General features: G+C 59.2%; 12 protein-coding genes. 7 read left to right on the top strand and 5 right to left on the bottom strand.

Annotated elements, in window-relative coordinates:
• Positions 1–13: 13 nt before the first annotated feature.
• The 5 genes from TBK1r_RS35040 to TBK1r_RS35020 all read right to left on the bottom strand — a co-directional run bounded on the left by TBK1r_RS35040 (position 14) and on the right by TBK1r_RS35020 (position 4,743).
• Positions 14–928 (bottom strand): type III pantothenate kinase, encoded by a 915-nt coding sequence (locus TBK1r_RS35040; RefSeq protein WP_145220530.1) that lies wholly within the window; start codon positions 926–928, stop codon positions 14–16.
• Positions 925–2,088: a GTPase ObgE gene (obgE, locus tag TBK1r_RS35035; RefSeq protein ID WP_145220528.1), complete on the bottom strand. Its 1,164-nt coding sequence runs from the start codon at positions 2,086–2,088 to the stop codon at positions 925–927. The genes TBK1r_RS35040 and obgE overlap by 4 nt, the downstream gene beginning before the upstream one ends.
• A 34-nt stretch (positions 2,089–2,122) precedes the next feature.
• Entirely contained in the window at positions 2,123–2,680 is a 558-nt protein-coding gene (locus TBK1r_RS35030; protein WP_145220526.1) for a DinB family protein, read from the bottom strand.
• The gene (locus TBK1r_RS35025; protein WP_145220524.1) at positions 2,677–3,459 is read right to left on the bottom strand and encodes an alpha/beta hydrolase; all 783 of its coding nucleotides are present in this window, start codon (positions 3,457–3,459) and stop codon (positions 2,677–2,679) included. The genes TBK1r_RS35030 and TBK1r_RS35025 overlap by 4 nt, the downstream gene beginning before the upstream one ends.
• A gap of 69 nt (positions 3,460–3,528) precedes the next feature.
• Positions 3,529–4,743: a DUF1559 family PulG-like putative transporter gene (locus TBK1r_RS35020; protein ID WP_145220522.1), complete on the bottom strand. Its 1,215-nt coding sequence runs from the start codon at positions 4,741–4,743 to the stop codon at positions 3,529–3,531.
• A 58-nt stretch (positions 4,744–4,801) separates the two neighbouring features.
• Here TBK1r_RS35020 and TBK1r_RS35015 point away from each other — a divergent pair, with 58 nt between their 5' ends.
• The 7 genes from TBK1r_RS35015 to TBK1r_RS34985 all read left to right on the top strand — a co-directional run bounded on the left by TBK1r_RS35015 (position 4,802) and on the right by TBK1r_RS34985 (position 16,844).
• Positions 4,802–5,068 carry a hypothetical protein gene (locus TBK1r_RS35015; protein ID WP_145220520.1) on the top strand — a complete coding sequence of 89 codons (267 nt, stop codon included), beginning with the start codon at positions 4,802–4,804 and terminating at the stop codon, positions 5,066–5,068.
• 73 nt (positions 5,069–5,141) lie between these two features.
• Complete coding sequence (locus tag TBK1r_RS35010; RefSeq protein WP_145220517.1) at positions 5,142–6,434, top strand: phenylacetate--CoA ligase family protein; 1,293 nt, start codon at positions 5,142–5,144, stop codon at positions 6,432–6,434.
• A 79-nt stretch (positions 6,435–6,513) separates the two neighbouring features.
• Entirely contained in the window at positions 6,514–6,957 is a 444-nt protein-coding gene (locus TBK1r_RS35005) for a helix-turn-helix domain-containing protein (RefSeq protein ID WP_145209012.1), read from the top strand.
• Complete coding sequence (locus TBK1r_RS35000) at positions 6,954–7,649, top strand: IS630 family transposase (protein WP_145209010.1); 696 nt, start codon at positions 6,954–6,956, stop codon at positions 7,647–7,649. The genes TBK1r_RS35005 and TBK1r_RS35000 overlap by 4 nt, the downstream gene beginning before the upstream one ends.
• 656 nt (positions 7,650–8,305) lie before the next feature.
• Positions 8,306–10,693, top strand: coding sequence for a serine/threonine-protein kinase (locus tag TBK1r_RS34995; protein WP_419580698.1), 2,388 nt, complete (start codon positions 8,306–8,308; stop codon positions 10,691–10,693).
• 242 nt (positions 10,694–10,935) lie between these two features.
• Positions 10,936–16,242, top strand: coding sequence for a serine/threonine protein kinase (locus tag TBK1r_RS34990; protein WP_145220513.1), 5,307 nt, complete (start codon positions 10,936–10,938; stop codon positions 16,240–16,242).
• Entirely contained in the window at positions 16,239–16,844 is a 606-nt protein-coding gene (locus TBK1r_RS34985; protein WP_145220511.1) for a sigma-70 family RNA polymerase sigma factor, read from the top strand. Before TBK1r_RS34990 ends, TBK1r_RS34985 begins: the two co-directional genes overlap by 4 nt.
• The last annotated feature ends 94 nt before the right edge of the window (positions 16,845–16,938 follow it).

The following is a 16,938-nucleotide window of genomic DNA, read 5'->3' as shown; positions in this document are numbered from 1 at the left end:
GCGTGTCGTCAGATCATTCTAGCCCGCTCGGGGCAAACTGGCATTGTCGAATTGCCAGATCCAATATCCCCAGACAGACTAAATTGGGAACGAGTTCGTGCTGGGCTCGCATGTAGGGCGAGATCGTTGCTGCGTCCCCGCCGCTCAGTACGATCCGAAAGGCACCGTCCGCATCACCGTTTTCGTGTGCATGGCAGGATGGGGAGAATCCCGCGTACTCCCGTGCCAGTCGTTCGACGCCTCCGACGACGGCCGCCAGCACGCCCAAACGAATCGCTTGCCGGGTGTTGGTCGCCGGAGCCATCGCCCCGGTCCCGTCGGGAGCGGTTTCCAGCGTCGCTTGCTGGAGTCCTTCGGTTCCCGTCACCAGTGCGGCATGTTGAAGCCGAATCCCCGGCAGGATCGCCCCACCGACAAACACCGGCGGAGCATCGGGAGATGGGCGGACGCAGTCGACCGTCACGGCCGAACCGGCGTCGACGACGACCAGCGGCGGATCGAAACGGTTGGATGCGGCATAGGCACTCAGCAGACGATCGATTCCGACTTTCTCCGGCGCGTCGACTCGAATTTGCAGCGGGACATCGTGGCTGGACAAGTGACGCCAATCCACTTGCCGCGGACCACCGGCGGTTGACGGTGCGGATTCCCAACAGGCGCAGACGGCATCATGCAACGGACGGCTGGCGGCGTGGTTGACCGTCGAAACCCGCCACGAAACTTCCGACCGGCCGGTCTGCTGCTGCACCCAGCGACAGACCTGTTTGTCCCATTGCGGCTGGTCCAATGGAAACGTCTGGTAACGCAACGCGTCGTCGGGGGCATTGGAATTCACTTCGCCGGCGAGCAGCTCGGAGGTGTTGGCCAGCGCGACTTTGATCGCTGAGTTGCCGACATCGATCGCAGCAATCGTCTCAGCCGGCGTCACGGCGCATCCTCATCCGAGGTGTCGACGACGGTATCAAAGTCTTTGGCTTGATGCTCATTGGAAAGCTGTGCGGTCGCACCCCGCAGGTGCGGCGGCACTTTTCGTTTTTCGGTCGCGAGCTGGGATTCCCGCAACACCGGAACGTCCTCGCCGGCTTCCAACTGCGCCTTGCGACGCTGTTGGACCCGCGTCATCACCGCTTCGGTAAACTCGTTCAAACCGGCTCCGGTCATGGCGCTGATCAGCAGCACGGGCCGGTCGGTTTCTTCGCGCAGCCGCTCGGCGACCTCGGCCGCCTGCGGCATCTCACTCTTGGTGATGACCAAGATTTCGTCGCGATCGGCAAGTGCCTGGTCGTACTGCGACAACTCGCTTCGGATGGCTCGGTAGTTGTCCAGCGGATCCGACTGGTCGGACGGTTCGGGTTCGACCAGATGGACCAGCAAGCCGGCGCGTTCGATGTGCTTGAGGAATTCATGTCCCAGGCCCAGGCCATCGCTGGCCCCTTCGATCAGTCCCGGGATGTCGGCCAAGACAAAGGAACGTGCTTCATCGAGTTCGACGATGCCCAAGTTGGGATGTTTGGTGGTGAAGGGGTAGTCGGCGATTTCTGGGCGGGCACTCGTGATCCGGCTCAGCAGCGTGCTTTTCCCCGCATTGGGTTTGCCGATCAGGCCGACATCGGCGATCGAACGCAGTTCCAGGATGACGCTGCGGACTTCACCCTCCTCGCCACGCTGAAATTCTCGCGGCGCCTGATTGGTGCTGCTTTTGAAATGGGCGTTCCCCTTGCCGCCCTTGCCGCCGCGTGCGACGACGAACGAATCGCCGTGGTGTTTCAGGTCTTTGATGACAAAACCCTGCTCGGCGTCGATCACCAGGGTCCCCGGCGGAACGTACAGCGTCTGGTCCTCGGCCTTTCGCCCATGGCACATCGCCCCCTGGCCTTGCCGTCCGTTACCCGCCCGAATGAACTTTCGATTGGCAAACGCGGCCAGCGAATTGACCCCCAACCTGGCTTCCAGAATCAGGCTGGCGCCGTGCCCGCCGTTGCCACCGTCGGGGCCCCCGCGCGGAATGTATTTTTCGCGGCGCATGCTGGAGCATCCGTCCCCGCCCTTTCCGGCGTGAAGTTCAATTTGGACGCGGTCGACGAACATCGTTGTGATTAGCGAGAGTGGGAAATAGAATCCATCACTCTAACATGGCGGGGCCGCGCGTCGCAGTGACCCCACAGCGGTTTTCGACGATTTCAAAGTGGTGCAGCAGATGTCCGGCGGTGAGCCAAGCGACGGCACGAACGCTCACCCGGTGGCCGGCGACCATTCCCGAGCCGTCCCAAGCGCGGGGGGAAAGCCGCTGCAGCAGCCCCAGGTTCGCTTTTCTCAGATCGCCCAACTCGGCGGCCAGGCAAGAGAAATTGCCTAATCCGAATCGGCTGGCGGCGGAAACATTTTCGTCCCAATTGGGTAACGTGGGCCCACTGCCGTCGGCCAAACACATCATCCGATAGCCGAACATTCGCTCCGCGTTGGCGCAATGCTCAAACACTTGCCGGATCGTCCACTGGTAAGGGGCGTGGATCCGGTCGACCTGTTCGGTGCTGATGCTGCTGGCCAAGTCGCAGATCCAATGCAGTTGGTGTCGCAGAATCTTGATCGCGCAGTCCCCTTCGACGCGGGCAATCAATTGACCGTGATACTCACTGTCAAACTCCTCGGATTCCGGACGGCGACTTGCAAGACGAATCATGGGGCGGTGTTTCCGTGCGAGGGAGGGTCGAGCAATTGTTGCAGGGCAATCGCGGTCGACGCAATCGCCTCTCCGTCGATCGTATGCGGCCCAAAGAAGGGGTGGAACTCGAGGTCGACGTCGGCCGCGACAAGCAGATCGCGCAGTCGCTCGGCGGACGGGAACGGCAGGATCGGGTCCTGGGTTCCGTGCGACTGGTAGACACGGGTCTTCTGCAGACGCGACAACGATTCGGTCCAACCACTCTGACAGATCACCGATCCCGAAAACTGGATCAACAATTCGGGCGCCGGAATCGGGCCGCGAAGGGCCGTGTCCATCGCCAACATGGCACCTTGCGAAAATCCTCCCAGTGCGAACCGGATCGCGTCGACATCACAGCCCCGTTGCTCGGCCAGTTCTTCGCGGGCAGCGTTGACCAACTGCGACAGTGCCCTGCGAGACTCCTCTAAACCCGGTGGGGTTTCGTGGTGCAGCTCATCAAATTGCTGCGCTTGGATCGCATCCATCATGCGAGCCATGTTCAGCATCCACCAGGCGCGTCCCGATGGCAGCCCCAGTTCGTCCAGGCTGTGCGGGGCGATCGGGAAAATGAAGCGAAATTGGTCGGCGGATTCACCGAGCGTCTCGGCCCACTCGCCGGCGATTCCGACCAGGTCGCTGCCGGGGGCGCCGTAGCCGTGGCAAAGGATGACCAGTGCCGCAGGCGTTTGGGCCTGACCGGCGTCGATCACGTAGCTGTCCAGTGACCCGTAGCGTTTTTTCCGTGGTTGGTTCATGAAGCGTTTGTCGGCGAGCAGTTCCAGGGGACGCCCGAGAGTCTAACGCTCCGACCGGCCGGCGAGTAGCTACTCGATCGGCCCATCCGATTTCAACGAATGGTAGCTGGCGATCGTCAGCTTGTCCGCCTCGGTTTTACCGCTGGTCCAAATCACGCTGCCGCCGCCGCTGGGCACGTCGAAATCATTGTTGACGTATTGATCGCCGTTGGCATCGTACAACGCTTGCACCGACCCGTCGGCCATCAAGCAGTTGGCGATGCCGTTGTGCAACGGCATGATCCCGCGATAGTCCTGGCGGGTGTAAAAGTTCAGCTGCTTGTACCATCCGGCGGTCCCGATGCGGGATTCACCTGCCGAAAAGGCGGGCGTCTTCAGATAGTTCGGATTCGGCGTCTCGGGGACGCCGTCGCCGTCCAAATCCATTTGCAAGGTGCTGCCGATCGGGCCTCCCACAATCGGTGTGGTGTACAGGCTTCCCGCCGGCAGTCGGTCGCCGATCGATGCGCTCAGGTAACCCGAGGGCGTGGCATCGCAGAGCAGGGGAACCGTCGACAGGGGAGCCCGAGAACCGTCCAGGTATTGCGTTTCCAATGGCCCTTCGGTCACGTTTCTGCCACGCGGGTCCATGTCGGGGCACGCGGGATTGACCCGCGCAAGGTTCCCGTCGGGGCCCAGATTGAATTCCGTCCGCAACATGAACCAGGACGCGGCGTAGTTGGTGTTGTAGCCCTCGTCGATCATCTTTTTCTTGACCAGCGCGGTGCGTTCGGGCGTCTTGGGTGGAATCGCCTCGTTCGCGATTTTTCGCGCGATGTTAGAAACCACCACCCCGGACGAATCGGTGTACGGTTCGCTGCCCAGACGCTCGGAATCCTGGAAACAAGCGTTGGCGACGAAATTCGACAACGGCAACGCGACCATCTCCTCGACGGCTTTGCTGCTCCGCGCCGAATTGCTCGGGCACAGCATCTCACCGGGCAGAATGCCCCGCGTCACCAAGTCGGAAACCCAGCCCACCTCCGTCGGCACGCCGTCACGTTTGAAGTCGAAGCTCCCCGAGCAGAACGCGCCGCTGGGCGTTTGCGTGCTGCGGGAAATCAGCCCGATCCCGAATTGACGCAAATTGGATTGGCACGCGGCCGAGCGCGCCGCCTCACGCGCTTTGCTGAGCGCAGGCATCGCCATCGACGCCAACAGCCCGATGATGGCGATCACGACCAGCAGTTCGATCAGGGTGAAACCAACTCGCGACGTTGAACGTCCCACCTGTTGGGCTCTCATGGATCCCGCCTTTTAATTCAATGTGTTCTGACAGAGTAAAACCTATCGGAGAAAGTGGATGCTCGATTCAGTCACGACAATGCCAAAACGGTTCTCTCATGGCTTCTTCACAGCTCCTTCACGCTTCCCTCTCTTGAACTTCTCGGCACCACTGCAGGCCGACGGCGAAACGGACGTGCGGCGCTGTTCTGGCAAATGGGGTGAAAAAATGGGTTGGTCAAAAAATCAAGCAAGAAAACAATGGTTCCCCACGTGCTTCCGACGCTCCAACTTCCATTTTTTGACCAACAAATTTGTTGACCCACCTTCCACTGACGAAGACTGATTCGATCTGTCTTTCCAACGCCAATTTCAAGACCATCAAACTCGGCGAATGAAACTGCTAGACTGCTTGCGTCATGACACAAATCGAGAACAAAAACGAGATTGCGGCTCAGTGGCGTCTCAGTCGCGCCCAGCTCGAATCCATTCAGCTCAGCCGGCTCAACGCGTTGTTGCGCGTCGCCATTGAAACCCCCTTCTATCGCGAACGCTTTGGCTCGCTCGAGCTCCCGCTGCGATCGCTTGACCAACTGTCCGAGCTGCCGTTGTTGAACAAGTCCGACCTGGTCGCACCGTCGCCTGGCGATCCCGGTCGAGTGTTTTGCTTGCCGCGCGAGTCCTATTCGCGGTTTCATCAAACCAGTGGTACCAGCGGCCACCCGATGCCGGTGCTCGATACACAGCAGGATTGGCAATGGTGGCTGGATTGTTGGCAACACGTTTTGCATGCCGCCGACGTTCGCGGCAGCGACGTCGCCATGATGGCGTTTTCCTTCGGACCGTTCATCGGGTTTTGGACCGCCAGCGACGCATTGGTCCGCGCCGGAGCGTTGGTGATTCCCGGCGGCGGCATGTCCAGCGAAACGCGTCTTCAGATGATTCTCGAACAACGTTGCACGGTCGTCTGCTGCACCCCGACCTATGCGTTGCATCTGATCGCCGTTGCCGAAAAACTGTCCATCGATTTGACGCAGTCGTCCGTTTCACGATTGATCGTTGCCGGAGAACCGGGCGGCAGCGCCCCGGCGATTCGCTCGCGGATCCAGGCAGGCTGGAATGCAACGGTGATCGACCACAGCGGGGCGAGCGAAATCGGTGCCTGGGGATTCGGAAGCCACGACGGCACCGGACTGCACGTGATCGAAACCGAATTCATTGCCCAGCGACTGTGTTTCGGCGATGCACATCCCAACGGACGCCCTGCCGGCGAAGGCGAGGAGGCGGAACTCGTGCTGACCGGACTGGGACGATACGGCGGTCCGGCCATCCGCTATCGAACTGGCGATATCGTGCGGGGCTACCAGCAACACGATCACCCCTGCCAATTCTTGTATCTCGACGGCGGCGTCCTCGGCCGCAGCGACGACATGATGGTCATCCGCGGAGTCAACGTGTTTCCCAGTAGTGTCGAATCGATCGTCCGGCAAGTGGATCCGACCGCCGAGTTTCGAATGATCGTGACCAAGCAGGGCGAAATGGACACGCTCGCCGTCGAAGCGGAACTGAGTGACGCCGATTGCAAGCAACTTGCCGAGCGGTTTCAAAAGCGGTTGGCGATGCGCGTGGTCGTCACCCCCGTGGCCGCAGGATCGCTGCCGCGTTTCGAAGCCAAAGCCAAACGGCTGGTCGATCGCCGGCCCAAGCACTAGTGGTGCGTCAGCTTCAAGAATTAGGGTTGGTCTAATCGCGTAAAAGCTTCATGCTTTGGGGAACACGGAGGGTTTTCCAATGCAGAAAAAGTACATCGTTCGGTTGAACGATCAGGAGCGTCGGACGCTCGATGCAATCGTCAAGAAGTTTAGCGGTTCTAGCCAGAAGGTGCGTCGTGCCCAAATCTTGCTTGCTGCGGATGCAGACGATTTGGCATGGACCGATGCGGCGATTGCTGAAGCTTATCGTTGCCGCACCAAGACGGTCGAAAATATACGACAGCGGTTTGTCGAGTTTGGCTTTGAGCAAACACTGCAGGGAAAGAAACGTGCGGAGCCTGCCAGACCTAAATGCCTCAGCGGTCAAGAAGAGGCGAAAATCATCGCCACTCGTCTAGGCAAACCGCCAGCAGGCTATGCCAACTGGTCGCTGAGATTGCTCGCCGAGAAAGTCGTCGAACTGGGGATCTGCGATTCGGTCTCGCATGAAACCGTTCGCCAGACGCTAAAAAAAATCGCATGAATAATCGCAACATCGAGTACTGGGTGATCCCGCCACAGTGCGATGCGGAGTTCGCCGCGAGCATGGAAGATGTGCTAGAAACTTACGAAAAACCGTACGATTCGAGTCATCCGGTGATCTGCATGGATGAACAACCGGTCCAACTGATCAAGGACGTCAACGTTCCGATCGAAGCGACCACCGAACATCCCCGCCGGGTGGACTATGAATACGAACGTGCCGGAGTAGCGAACATTTTCATGTACACCGAGCCGCTGGCAGGATGGCGAGAAGCCTACGCCAGAGAGACCAAGACCAAAGCGGACTGGGCCTTGCTAATGGCTGAGCTGCTTGAGGGACGTTACGCCGATTGCGAGACGGTGACGTTGGTTTGCGACAATCTCAACACGCACACTCGCGGGGCTTTCTACGAAGTGTTTGAGCCGTCTCGAGCACGGGCGTTGGTGAAGCGAATCAACTGGTGCTATACGCCCAAGCACGGTAGCTGGCTCAATATCGCAGAGAACGAGTTAAGCAGCATCACCCGTCAATGTGTTGGCGGGCGACGCATTGGAAGTATTGAGGAGTTGGCCAGAGAGATTGCAGCATGGTCATCGGACATCAATGCAAGACAACGAGGCGTTGACTGGCAGATGAAAATTGACGACGCCCGGGTTAAACTCAAATCCGTCTACCCTAAAATTAGACTTTGACGCACCACTAGTCGCCTATCGCCGCTCAATTTACAGGTCGTGGACGAGGCCTCGTCCACTACCGCTTACCCGAAAACCAAGGTGCGGCGGAATACGAGGCTGAAGTGCGAATCGCCTCGCGGACCCCTGGCGTCTATTCGCCAGATCAGCATTGACCCTGGCGTCAACACGCCGTAGGATCTCGACAACGTCGCGAGCCGAAACTCAGCGACGCGATAGGGTTGCTCTCGATACCAAAAAAAAACGCACGACGCCCGAAGGCGCCGTGCGGTGCTGGATTTCCAAACTTGCCCCTTGGGCATCCGGCATTGAGTAGTAGGTCTCAGCCATTTCTGATCACTTTTGCCCCAAGTGATCGTTTGGCTGAGGCCTTTTTCTTTACTCCTTGTGGATGTTAGGGACACCTAAAAATCGCTGCCAGAGCAGTACTGGACAAAATGTGATTTTTTGCTATTCCGCAAGGGATTTCTGGATTGACAGTGGGGGTTGGGTCTACCCATAGTCGGTCTGCCGATACAGCCGCAGCGGATCGGAAGAATCGGGTATCTTGGTTGCGTGGACCGTTCATGAGCGAAGTTTCTCGGCGGGCGGTTGTCGTAGAACAGTGGCACTGTCATGCCCCGCCGGGAACCCCTCGTCACCCCCTTCAGCGCAAGATGTCCAGGTCTTCCAATGACGACACCCGACCACCGCGCCGGTCCGGCGACGGTCCAATCAGCGAACCGAACCAATCCGTCTTGGACGCGGTTCCCTCCCAGTTCTTAAACACCAGTTTTCCGAGCCTGCTCTCTGATACGGGGCTCCCGTCTTCGCCCCGCTATCAGATCGGCGAGTCGATCGGCAGCGGAGGCATCGGGGATGTCTATCGCGTCTACGACCGCATGGGGCAACGCCATCTGGCACTGAAGACACTTCAGCGCAAGTTTCACCGAAACGGAGCGGCAATTGATCGCTTTCATCGTGAAGGTTTGTTGACCGGAACGCTCCAGCACCCGGGGATTCCACCCGTCTATGACCACGGGACGCTCGAAGACGGCACGCCATTTTTCTCGATGAAGTTGGTCGAGGGGCAGACGTTGCAACAGCTGATCGAAGCGAGACAAGCATCGGACGACAGCCTCGGAGAATTGATCGGCATTTTTGAGAGTGTCGCGCAGACGATCGCCTATGCCCACGCTCAACAGGTCATCCATCGGGATTTGAAACCGCAAAACATCATGGTTGGAAAGTTTGGCGAAGTCCAAGTCATGGACTGGGGATTGGCCAAACGGCTAGGCATGCAACCTCGGTCGGATCCTGACGCAGCGACAAAGTCGGAGCAAACGCTGCTCCAAGCCAATCGTGTGCCGGATCCTGCGCCGTCCCGAGGTGACGAAACGTCCGGAGGTGACGAGACACCACAAGGAAGCGAATTGACCACGGCCGGAGATGTCGTGGGCACCCCCGGGTACATGGCCCCCGAGCAAGCCCGTGGCGACATCGATTCGTTGGACGCCCGTGTGGATGTGTTTGGTTTAGGCGCCATCCTGTTTCAAATGCTGACCGGCCGGACCTTGTTCCCAAACGCCTCCCGCATCGAGGCGATCGACAAGACCAGGCGAGGCGATCTGGACGCCGCCCTCGAACCACTGCGAAATCATCCCGCCGACTCCGAACTGGTCGCCCTGTGTCACCGCTGCCTCGCCACCGATCCGGCCGAGCGTCCCGCCGACGCCGCCGAGGTGGCACGGATCGTTCAGGCCTACGATGCCAGTCTGCAGCGTCGAATGAGACACGCGGAAATTCAGAGGTCGCGTTCGGAAGTCAGGATGATTGAGTCGCGTAAACGACAGCGATGGATCATCGGCCTGACCAGTGCATTGACCGCCGTTGCGATCGCAGCTGCGATCATTGTCAGTCATCAATGGGGCAAAGCGATCGAGGCGGCTACGGCGGAATCGATTGCCAGAGACAATGCCGAACAAGCGTCGCAAGCGACCAAGGAAGTCAACGAGTTCTTGAATCGAGTGCTCGGGGCCAGTCTGCCCGAACGACGCGGCCACGACGTGACGCTTCGCGAAGTCGTCGATCAAGCATTGCCCGAATTGGATGGCAAATTCACCGAGCGACCGGGCGTCGAAGGTGCGATCCGCAGAACGTTGGGCGAGTCCTATCGCTGGCTCGGTGAACCTGAGATCGCCGAGCAACAGTATCGTCTTTCCTTGGCGGCGTTTGAACAGGTACGCCCCGTTGACGAACTGGAGATTCTGGAGACCAAGGACCGGCTTGCCGGCGTGTTGCGATCGCGCGGAGACGAAGGCGACTTCGAAGAATCGAAACGATTAAGAGCTGAAGTGCTCGAGCGGACGCAAGAGCTGCTCGGTGATTCTCACGAACGAACGATCGCCGCGATGAACAACTTGGGCACGGTGTTGATCGAGATGAACGAACTCGACGCCGCCGCCGATTTGTTCCGCAGCGCCCTGCGCCGAATCGATGCCTCCTCCCATCCGGAACAATACTCCCGACCGGCGGTGTTGGTGAATCTGGCGGACGTCGATCGAATGAATGGCCAGTGGGACTCAGCCGAAGCCATCTATCTGGAAGTGCTCGGCGCCCCGGAAGCCTCAACCTTCGAGAAAGACAATGCGATGATTCAGCTGGGACAGATGTTGCATTCGGCCGAGCGATACGCTTCGTCGCTTCGCTATCTGCGCCAGTCGTTCGAAGTCCGCGAAAACTATTACGGTGCACGGCATCCGCTGACGTTGTCGGCGATGCGCAAAATGTCCCGCGTGATGGACGAATCGGAGCGATACGATGAGCTGCTGAAATGGCTCGACGACAGTCTCGATCGACACGCCAAAGAGTACCCGCCGGCGGCGGGACCAATCTGCGAGGCGCGATCCCTGATGGCCAAGGCCTTGATCGGTCTGGGACGCCGCGATGACGCCGAACACTACCTCCAAGCCACGATCGAATTGATCAGCAGCGAGCGAGGCGCCAAACACAGGTACGCCCTGGCCGCCCAAAAACAACTCGACGCACTACAAGCGGCAGACTAGCAAACGGACTAGTAAACAGTGCCAAGGCGCTCGAACGAAGGCAGACAAGACTATCGTTGACAAGAAATTGGCGGTCGTGCCTGAAACGGGCCCGCACATTTTCCTGTCACCCATTTTCCTGTCGATTTTTCTGCCCCCCGTCTTTCTGCGAACGTCCGTCTGCAAAATAGCCCGTTGCGCCACCTCCTGAGTCGTCTCTTCGGTACCAGGACCTGTGATTTCAAGTACGATCGAAGATCAAGATGACTGACACGCCACGCCAGACGAACAATGACCCGGGATCGACGGTCGACGCCGAAATCGCCGATCTACTGGATCAATACCTGTGCCAGCGCGAGCAGGGGCGGGCCGTCGATCGCGATCAATGGCTCCGCGAGCACCCCGAATACGCCGAGCGTTTGGCCGAGTGCCTGGACGCGGCGGAGTTGTTCGGCGGTGCGGAAACCGGCGGATTTGATCTGCCGCCCGAATCCGCGCTTCCCGATTCGATCGGCGATTTCGAGATCCTTTCGGAACTCGGGCGCGGCGGCATGGGCGTGGTCTACGAAGCCCGCGAAAAATCGCTCGATCGAATCGTCGCCCTGAAGGTGATGCGGTTCGGGATCGTCGACCCCCAGGCGCTCGACCGGTTCCGTCGCGAAGCCGAAACGGCGGGTGCGCTCCATCACACCAATATCGTTCCGGTTTACGCAACCGGACGCGAAGGCGACACGAGTTGGTACGCGATGCAACGCATCGAAGGGGAAAGTCTGGCCGCGCGCATCGGACGGACCCGCCGAGAGCAGACTCCGCCGCCACTCGATGCGATCCTAGACGTCGGAATCCAAGCCGCCGATGCCCTCTCCCACGCACATGACCGTGACGTGGTCCATCGCGATGTCAAACCGGCCAACTTGATCTTGGATCATGAAGACCGCGTTTGGTTGACGGATTTCGGTTTGGCCCGGCGACTGGTCGATGCTGGCGCGACAATCACCGGTGCGATCTTGGGCACACCGCGCTACATGAGTCCCGAGCAAGCGGACCTGCGCGCCACCGATGTGGACCATCGCAGCGACATCTATTCGCTCGGCGCGACACTGTATGAGATGGCGACCGGACGACCACCGTTTGGGGGCGATGACCCGTTGACGCTGATCAACAAGATTCGTCACGAAGATCCGCCCCCCCTGCGAAGCCTGCGGTCCGATCTGCCGCGTGATTTCGAGGTCGTCTTGCACAAGGCGATGGAGAAAGACGCACGGCGTCGCTATCAGTCCGCCGGTGATCTGGCCGACGACTTGCGCGCCGTGCGCGATGACCATCCGATTCAAGCCCGCCCACTTTCGGTCTTGGAAAAATCGGCGCGTTGGGCTCGCAAGCATCAGTCGGGTGTCCGCGTCGCCGCCGCGGCGATGGCAGTCACGGCGGTGTTGATCGCCGCCCTGTTGTCTGGTCTCGATCAGTGGCGTCAAAGTCAGTTGGGCGCGTTTCGCGTTCGGGCCGGCGGCGGACCGTACCAAGCGACCATCGTTCCGGTCGGCGAATCGGCGTTGTCGGATTCAACGATGGAACTGACGCTTCCGATGCAGAACCATCTCGAGCGGACCGCCGGCGACTATGACATGATGGTTGCACCGACGGGCCGATGGAGTCAGACGCTGCGGTTGCCGGTCACCCGAGGCATACCCAGTGAGTACCGGATCACGAACCAACCGGCACCGTCCAAGGAAATTTCGATCAGCGATGCGGCGGTCGTGACCGTTTCCGATGCATCGACGCCAGCGATTCTGTGGCGACGTGACGGCCGACTGAAACGCGTGGCATGGCACACTGACAACCAGTGGGAACTCGACGCGAGTTCCATCGACGCGACGTTGACGAGTCTCGATGGAACCAACGCAGACGAAACAACCACCCTCCCCGTCAATTTTGCCGACACGCAACGCGCCGCGAACTTCGATGCCGGGCATCATCACATCGACGATCACCCGCTACTCACCCAAGGCGTTGCCGCGCTGCGCACGCCGATCGATTTGAACGGCGATCAACGAGCCGACACGCTGGTCGCCGCGACCGATCAACAAGCGTTGCTGGCCGTCGATGATCGCGGACACATGCTGTGGTCGCGGTCCTACGCCTTCGCCAACTTGCCCACCAAGTCGACCTTGCCGGATCCTTTCAACCGACGGGCAACACTGCGATTCCCGGGGGTCTTTGAACTGCAGGACGTCGGCGATCGAGACCACGACGGAATCAGCGACCTGTTTGCCATGTTCGTGCACTATCAGATGGCGATTCAGACGGACGTCTGTTTGGCCGTCCTGAGCGGAAAAACCGGCGATGTGATCGATCGGCATCATCAAGTGCTCAACACACCCACCAACACGTTCTGGCCGGCCGACGCGATTTATCATCCCGCCAAACACCAGTATCGATCGTTCAGCGGTCTATCATTTGATGCGAACTCGGCGTTTCGCTCGGGCCATCGCAACTTCGGCGACTTTTTTGTGCGACACCAGCGTTATAGCTCCCCGATACGGATTCCCGTCCCAAGCCCGCCCCAGTTGCTGCGTGGAGACTCGCTACGAGTGGTCCTGTTGATCGGGGACCAATGTCAGGTCATCGATTGGGATCAAGACCCCGCGTCTGTCGTGACGATCAAGTTGCCCTTCACGCCGCCCCACGCTCCCCGGATTGCCAACGCGCGCGGCGAAGCAAGACTGATCTTTTACGATCACGAAGAATCGCGATTGAACACGGCTCCATTCAGCGGCACGCAGATCGCCGCCTACGACCTGGAAGGCCGGCAACGATGGAGCCGACAAATGGAGCATGTCCAGTGGCGCTATTCGGTCGACCGCAATCACGCCGATTGGCCCTACGTCACGGACATCAACGGTGACGGTGCGGACGAAATCATTGTGCCCCGCATCCGATATCGCAACGGCGTCGATGTGGGCGTGCAGTTGCTCGACGCAGCCACGGGGACGCCGGTTTGGACCGACCAGACGCCCTACTCGGCGTTTCAATCCGCTGACGATTGCGTGTCTCGCATCACGGTGACCGATGACATCAATCAAGACGGCTGGAAAGACATCGCCACGGCCATCATCGCGGGACGAGGACCAACCGAAGCAGCGGAAAAGGACGCCGATCACCAAGCTTACATTTACGTGGATTGGATTTCGGGAAAAACAGGCAACGTCCTGGCCTGGGCAAGACATCGGATTCCCCAGTTCGGCGACCAAATCCGCGTCGCCCAGATCGACGCGATTCGCAGTGGACTTCCTGACAACCCACCGGGAACGATCGAAATTGATTTTGTCGCCGGCGACCGCACCTTGGACGTCATGCTCGCGTCCTCGGTGATTCGTTTCCACCCCAGCCAACCCAGCCCCGTCGCCATCGCCGCGGGGCTGGATGTCTGTCCCAGCCCCACTGATTCAACATCATCGATACGTGCTTACCGCCGCCGCGGTGGTCCCTTCGGCGTCGGTGAAGATCACCTGGTCCTGTTGCAATCCCAGCGTTCGCCGACGATTCGATTGGGCGAAAACACGTTGCTGGCATCCTGGGTTGGTGAATCGGGCCGACATCTGATTGCCGCGTCAGGTTTTCAGCCGACCCGCATCAGCGTCATCGATGCCGTCTCTGAACGGACGGTTTGGAACAGCGATCGAACCGATGGCGGCCAATGGATTCCTATTGAACATGACGATGGATCGGTCGACTTTCTTGTTCAGAATCAAACGGGATACGAAACGCCATCCCGGATCTTCGACGGAGAAACGGGGACTGAACTTTGTCGCTTGCGGGGCAATGTGGGAGGCCGAGTCATCCTGGCTCAGTCACTTGACGATGGGATATCAATCTTGCTCGTCGGCGATGGACGACTTGCCCCCCGAGCGTCTTCTTTAATGACGGGGCAACCGATCAATGCGTTCCAAATGTCCTTGGTCAGTCGAGCGACAGGCCAGATCCGATGGTCGAATCGATTCCTGTTCGGAGCATCCCGCGTCAACACGCCAGTTGATTATGACCATCTAAAGTTCGCGGACCTCAACGGCGACGGTATCCAGGACGTTGTCGGACCCCACTCGCACGACGAGAAGCTGTTTCTCGCCGCCTGGGATGGTGCCAACGGCGAACTGATATGGGAACGATCGGTCTTCCAGCGGCCGACTCGAAGCGACTATTGGATTCCGTTTTCGTTGGTTGTCATCGATGGCCAAACGCACGTCGTCTACTTGGGTCACACTTCGAAAGACAATCCGCTACGACAGCTGGTCCTCTGTGGGCCGGATGGTGAACTCGTTGACTCGACCGAGCCCGACAACGCTGCGTCTCTTCCTCTCGTGGACGGTGCATACGCGAGCCGATACGTGGCAATCGACAACGCGACCGGTTCGGACGGCATTCCGATGCTGGCGTTGAGTCGGAACGCGAACGGGAAAACGCGTTGTGAGATTTTCGACCTTCGCGAAAAGCAATTCCAAAGGATTCGGCAGTTCAATGAATCAGCGGAAAATTTCTATGTGGTCGGCATGTGGTTCTGGGACATCGACGGTGACGGAGTCAAAGAACGCATTGTGATGGACCGCGTCACTGCGGCGGAGGGCGGATCGGCACCCAACGACGATGGCCGATCATCACTTGTCATTCGGTGCTATCCGATGCTGCAGCCTGCTCCGAAATTCCAAATCTCGATTCCCGACGTCAACGGAATCCAGAGTGTCCACTGGAAAGAGGATCACCACGTCCCGATCAGTTGGCTGCACATCGACCAGGATCGTCTCGTGGCAATCGATTGGTCGCGGCAGGAGATTCTGACCGGAACAGATAGCGATCCAGAATCTGCCTCGAACGTACCGGTCATCTGCCGGCGTGACGACACGCACACTCGGATCGCGTCTCCGACGCTTGATGGAATTCAGTTTCAGGATCTGCGTTCCAAAGCACCGCTAGAATCCAACGCTGTGACGACGCATCGGGAAATGGATCCACGTCGAATGCGACCGCTGTTCCGTTCGATCGGCGGGGACACCACACTCGCCCAATGGGGGCTTGATCTGGTTCGCGGCGGTCTCGCGCTGTGCGTTTTGATTCTGTTGCCGCTTTGGTATGTAAAGCGGACGCTGAAAACGCGACGCTGGAGTCTGGCTTGGCTGCTACTGGCACCGCTGCTGGTCGGAGTTTGGATGGTGATCTGGCAAAGTCCATGGTTGCGTGATCCCGGCCTGGTCATCCATCTTTTCAACGGTGTCACCGCCTGGATGTGCATCGTCGCTTTGCTAATCGCCGTCCGCGATCAGAAAGACGGCCAGGGAGACTCGATCCGATTGATGCTTTCGATCGGTACGCCCGTCGTCTTTTTGGCCCTGGTCGCATTTGCGTACCTGCAACGTCCCGACCCGGAAATCCTTCGTCACCGCATCGATGCAACGGGACTGCTGCGCGTCGCGCTGTTGAGCCTTATCGTGGTGGTGCAAGTCTATTGGATTCTACGAATTCTGGCTTCGGCATTGCGTCGGATCAGGGGTTGGATGGGGAGGCAAGCGACGACGTGAATGGCGGAGATGAAGACGCTTCGAAGAGTGAAGACTCACTACGAGCCACCTGGTCGATCGGTCCGCTGCGACCGTGGCTGAAAATGCTCGCAGAACGCCAGTTGTCTCCGGCGCTCCGCGGTCGCATCGATCCGTCGGATGTTGTGCAGCAAACCTTGGTGGATGCTTGGCGTGGCCACGAAAACTTTCGGGGAAACACGCAAGCCGAACGCTTGGCCTGGTTGCGCACGATCCTGAAACGCACGTTGTTGCGGTACGACCGCGATCAGCTGCGAACGCTCAAACGCGGGCAGGGACGCGAACAACAATTACAAGCGGCTTTGGATCGCGACAGCATTCGGATCGAACAACTGGCGATCGACCGGCAGCCCGATCCACGCTCGCACGCCGACCGGGCGGAACAAACCCTGCAATTGGCCGCGGCCCTTGACCGACTGCCCAACGACTATCGCGAAGTTCTGACACTGCGGCACATCGACGGCCTGTCTCACGAGCAGATCGCTCAGCGGATCGGACGGTCGAACGCCGCGACACGGATGCTGTGGATCCGGGCGCTGGAGAAGCTCAAAGCCGTTTACGGTGATTGTTCAGGTCGGTTGTAACGAGAAGAGGGTCAAAAAATGGGTTGGTCAAAAAATGAAGACAGGGAAACCAAGAGCTCTTTTATTTGAATCCACTCCTATTTTCTTACCAGAC

Source organism: Stieleria magnilauensis (assembly GCA_007753675.1).
GTDB lineage: Bacteria > Planctomycetota > Planctomycetia > Pirellulales > Pirellulaceae > Stieleria > Stieleria magnilauensis.
This window is presented reverse-complemented; position numbering and strand designations above follow the sequence as displayed.

What these genes read in the sequence shown, in the direction of transcription:
- TBK1r_RS35015 (WP_145220520.1), top strand. Translation starts at nt 4,802, where the DNA reads ATGCTCGATTCAGTCACGACAATGCCAAAACGGTTCTCTCATGGCTTC.
- TBK1r_RS35000 (WP_145209010.1), top strand. Translation starts at nt 6,954, where the DNA reads ATGAATAATCGCAACATCGAGTACTGGGTGATCCCGCCACAGTGCGAT.
- TBK1r_RS34995 (WP_419580698.1), top strand. Translation starts at nt 8,306, where the DNA reads ATGTCCAGGTCTTCCAATGACGACACCCGACCACCGCGCCGGTCCGGC.
- TBK1r_RS35025 (WP_145220524.1), bottom strand. Translation starts at nt 3,459, where the DNA reads ATGAACCAACCACGGAAAAAACGCTACGGGTCACTGGACAGCTACGTG.
- TBK1r_RS34990 (WP_145220513.1), top strand. Translation starts at nt 10,936, where the DNA reads ATGACTGACACGCCACGCCAGACGAACAATGACCCGGGATCGACGGTC.
- TBK1r_RS35010 (WP_145220517.1), top strand. Translation starts at nt 5,142, where the DNA reads ATGACACAAATCGAGAACAAAAACGAGATTGCGGCTCAGTGGCGTCTC.
- obgE (WP_145220528.1), bottom strand. Translation starts at nt 2,088, where the DNA reads ATGTTCGTCGACCGCGTCCAAATTGAACTTCACGCCGGAAAGGGCGGG.
- TBK1r_RS35020 (WP_145220522.1), bottom strand. Translation starts at nt 4,743, where the DNA reads ATGAGAGCCCAACAGGTGGGACGTTCAACGTCGCGAGTTGGTTTCACC.
- TBK1r_RS35030 (WP_145220526.1), bottom strand. Translation starts at nt 2,680, where the DNA reads ATGATTCGTCTTGCAAGTCGCCGTCCGGAATCCGAGGAGTTTGACAGT.
- TBK1r_RS35005 (WP_145209012.1), top strand. Translation starts at nt 6,514, where the DNA reads ATGCAGAAAAAGTACATCGTTCGGTTGAACGATCAGGAGCGTCGGACG.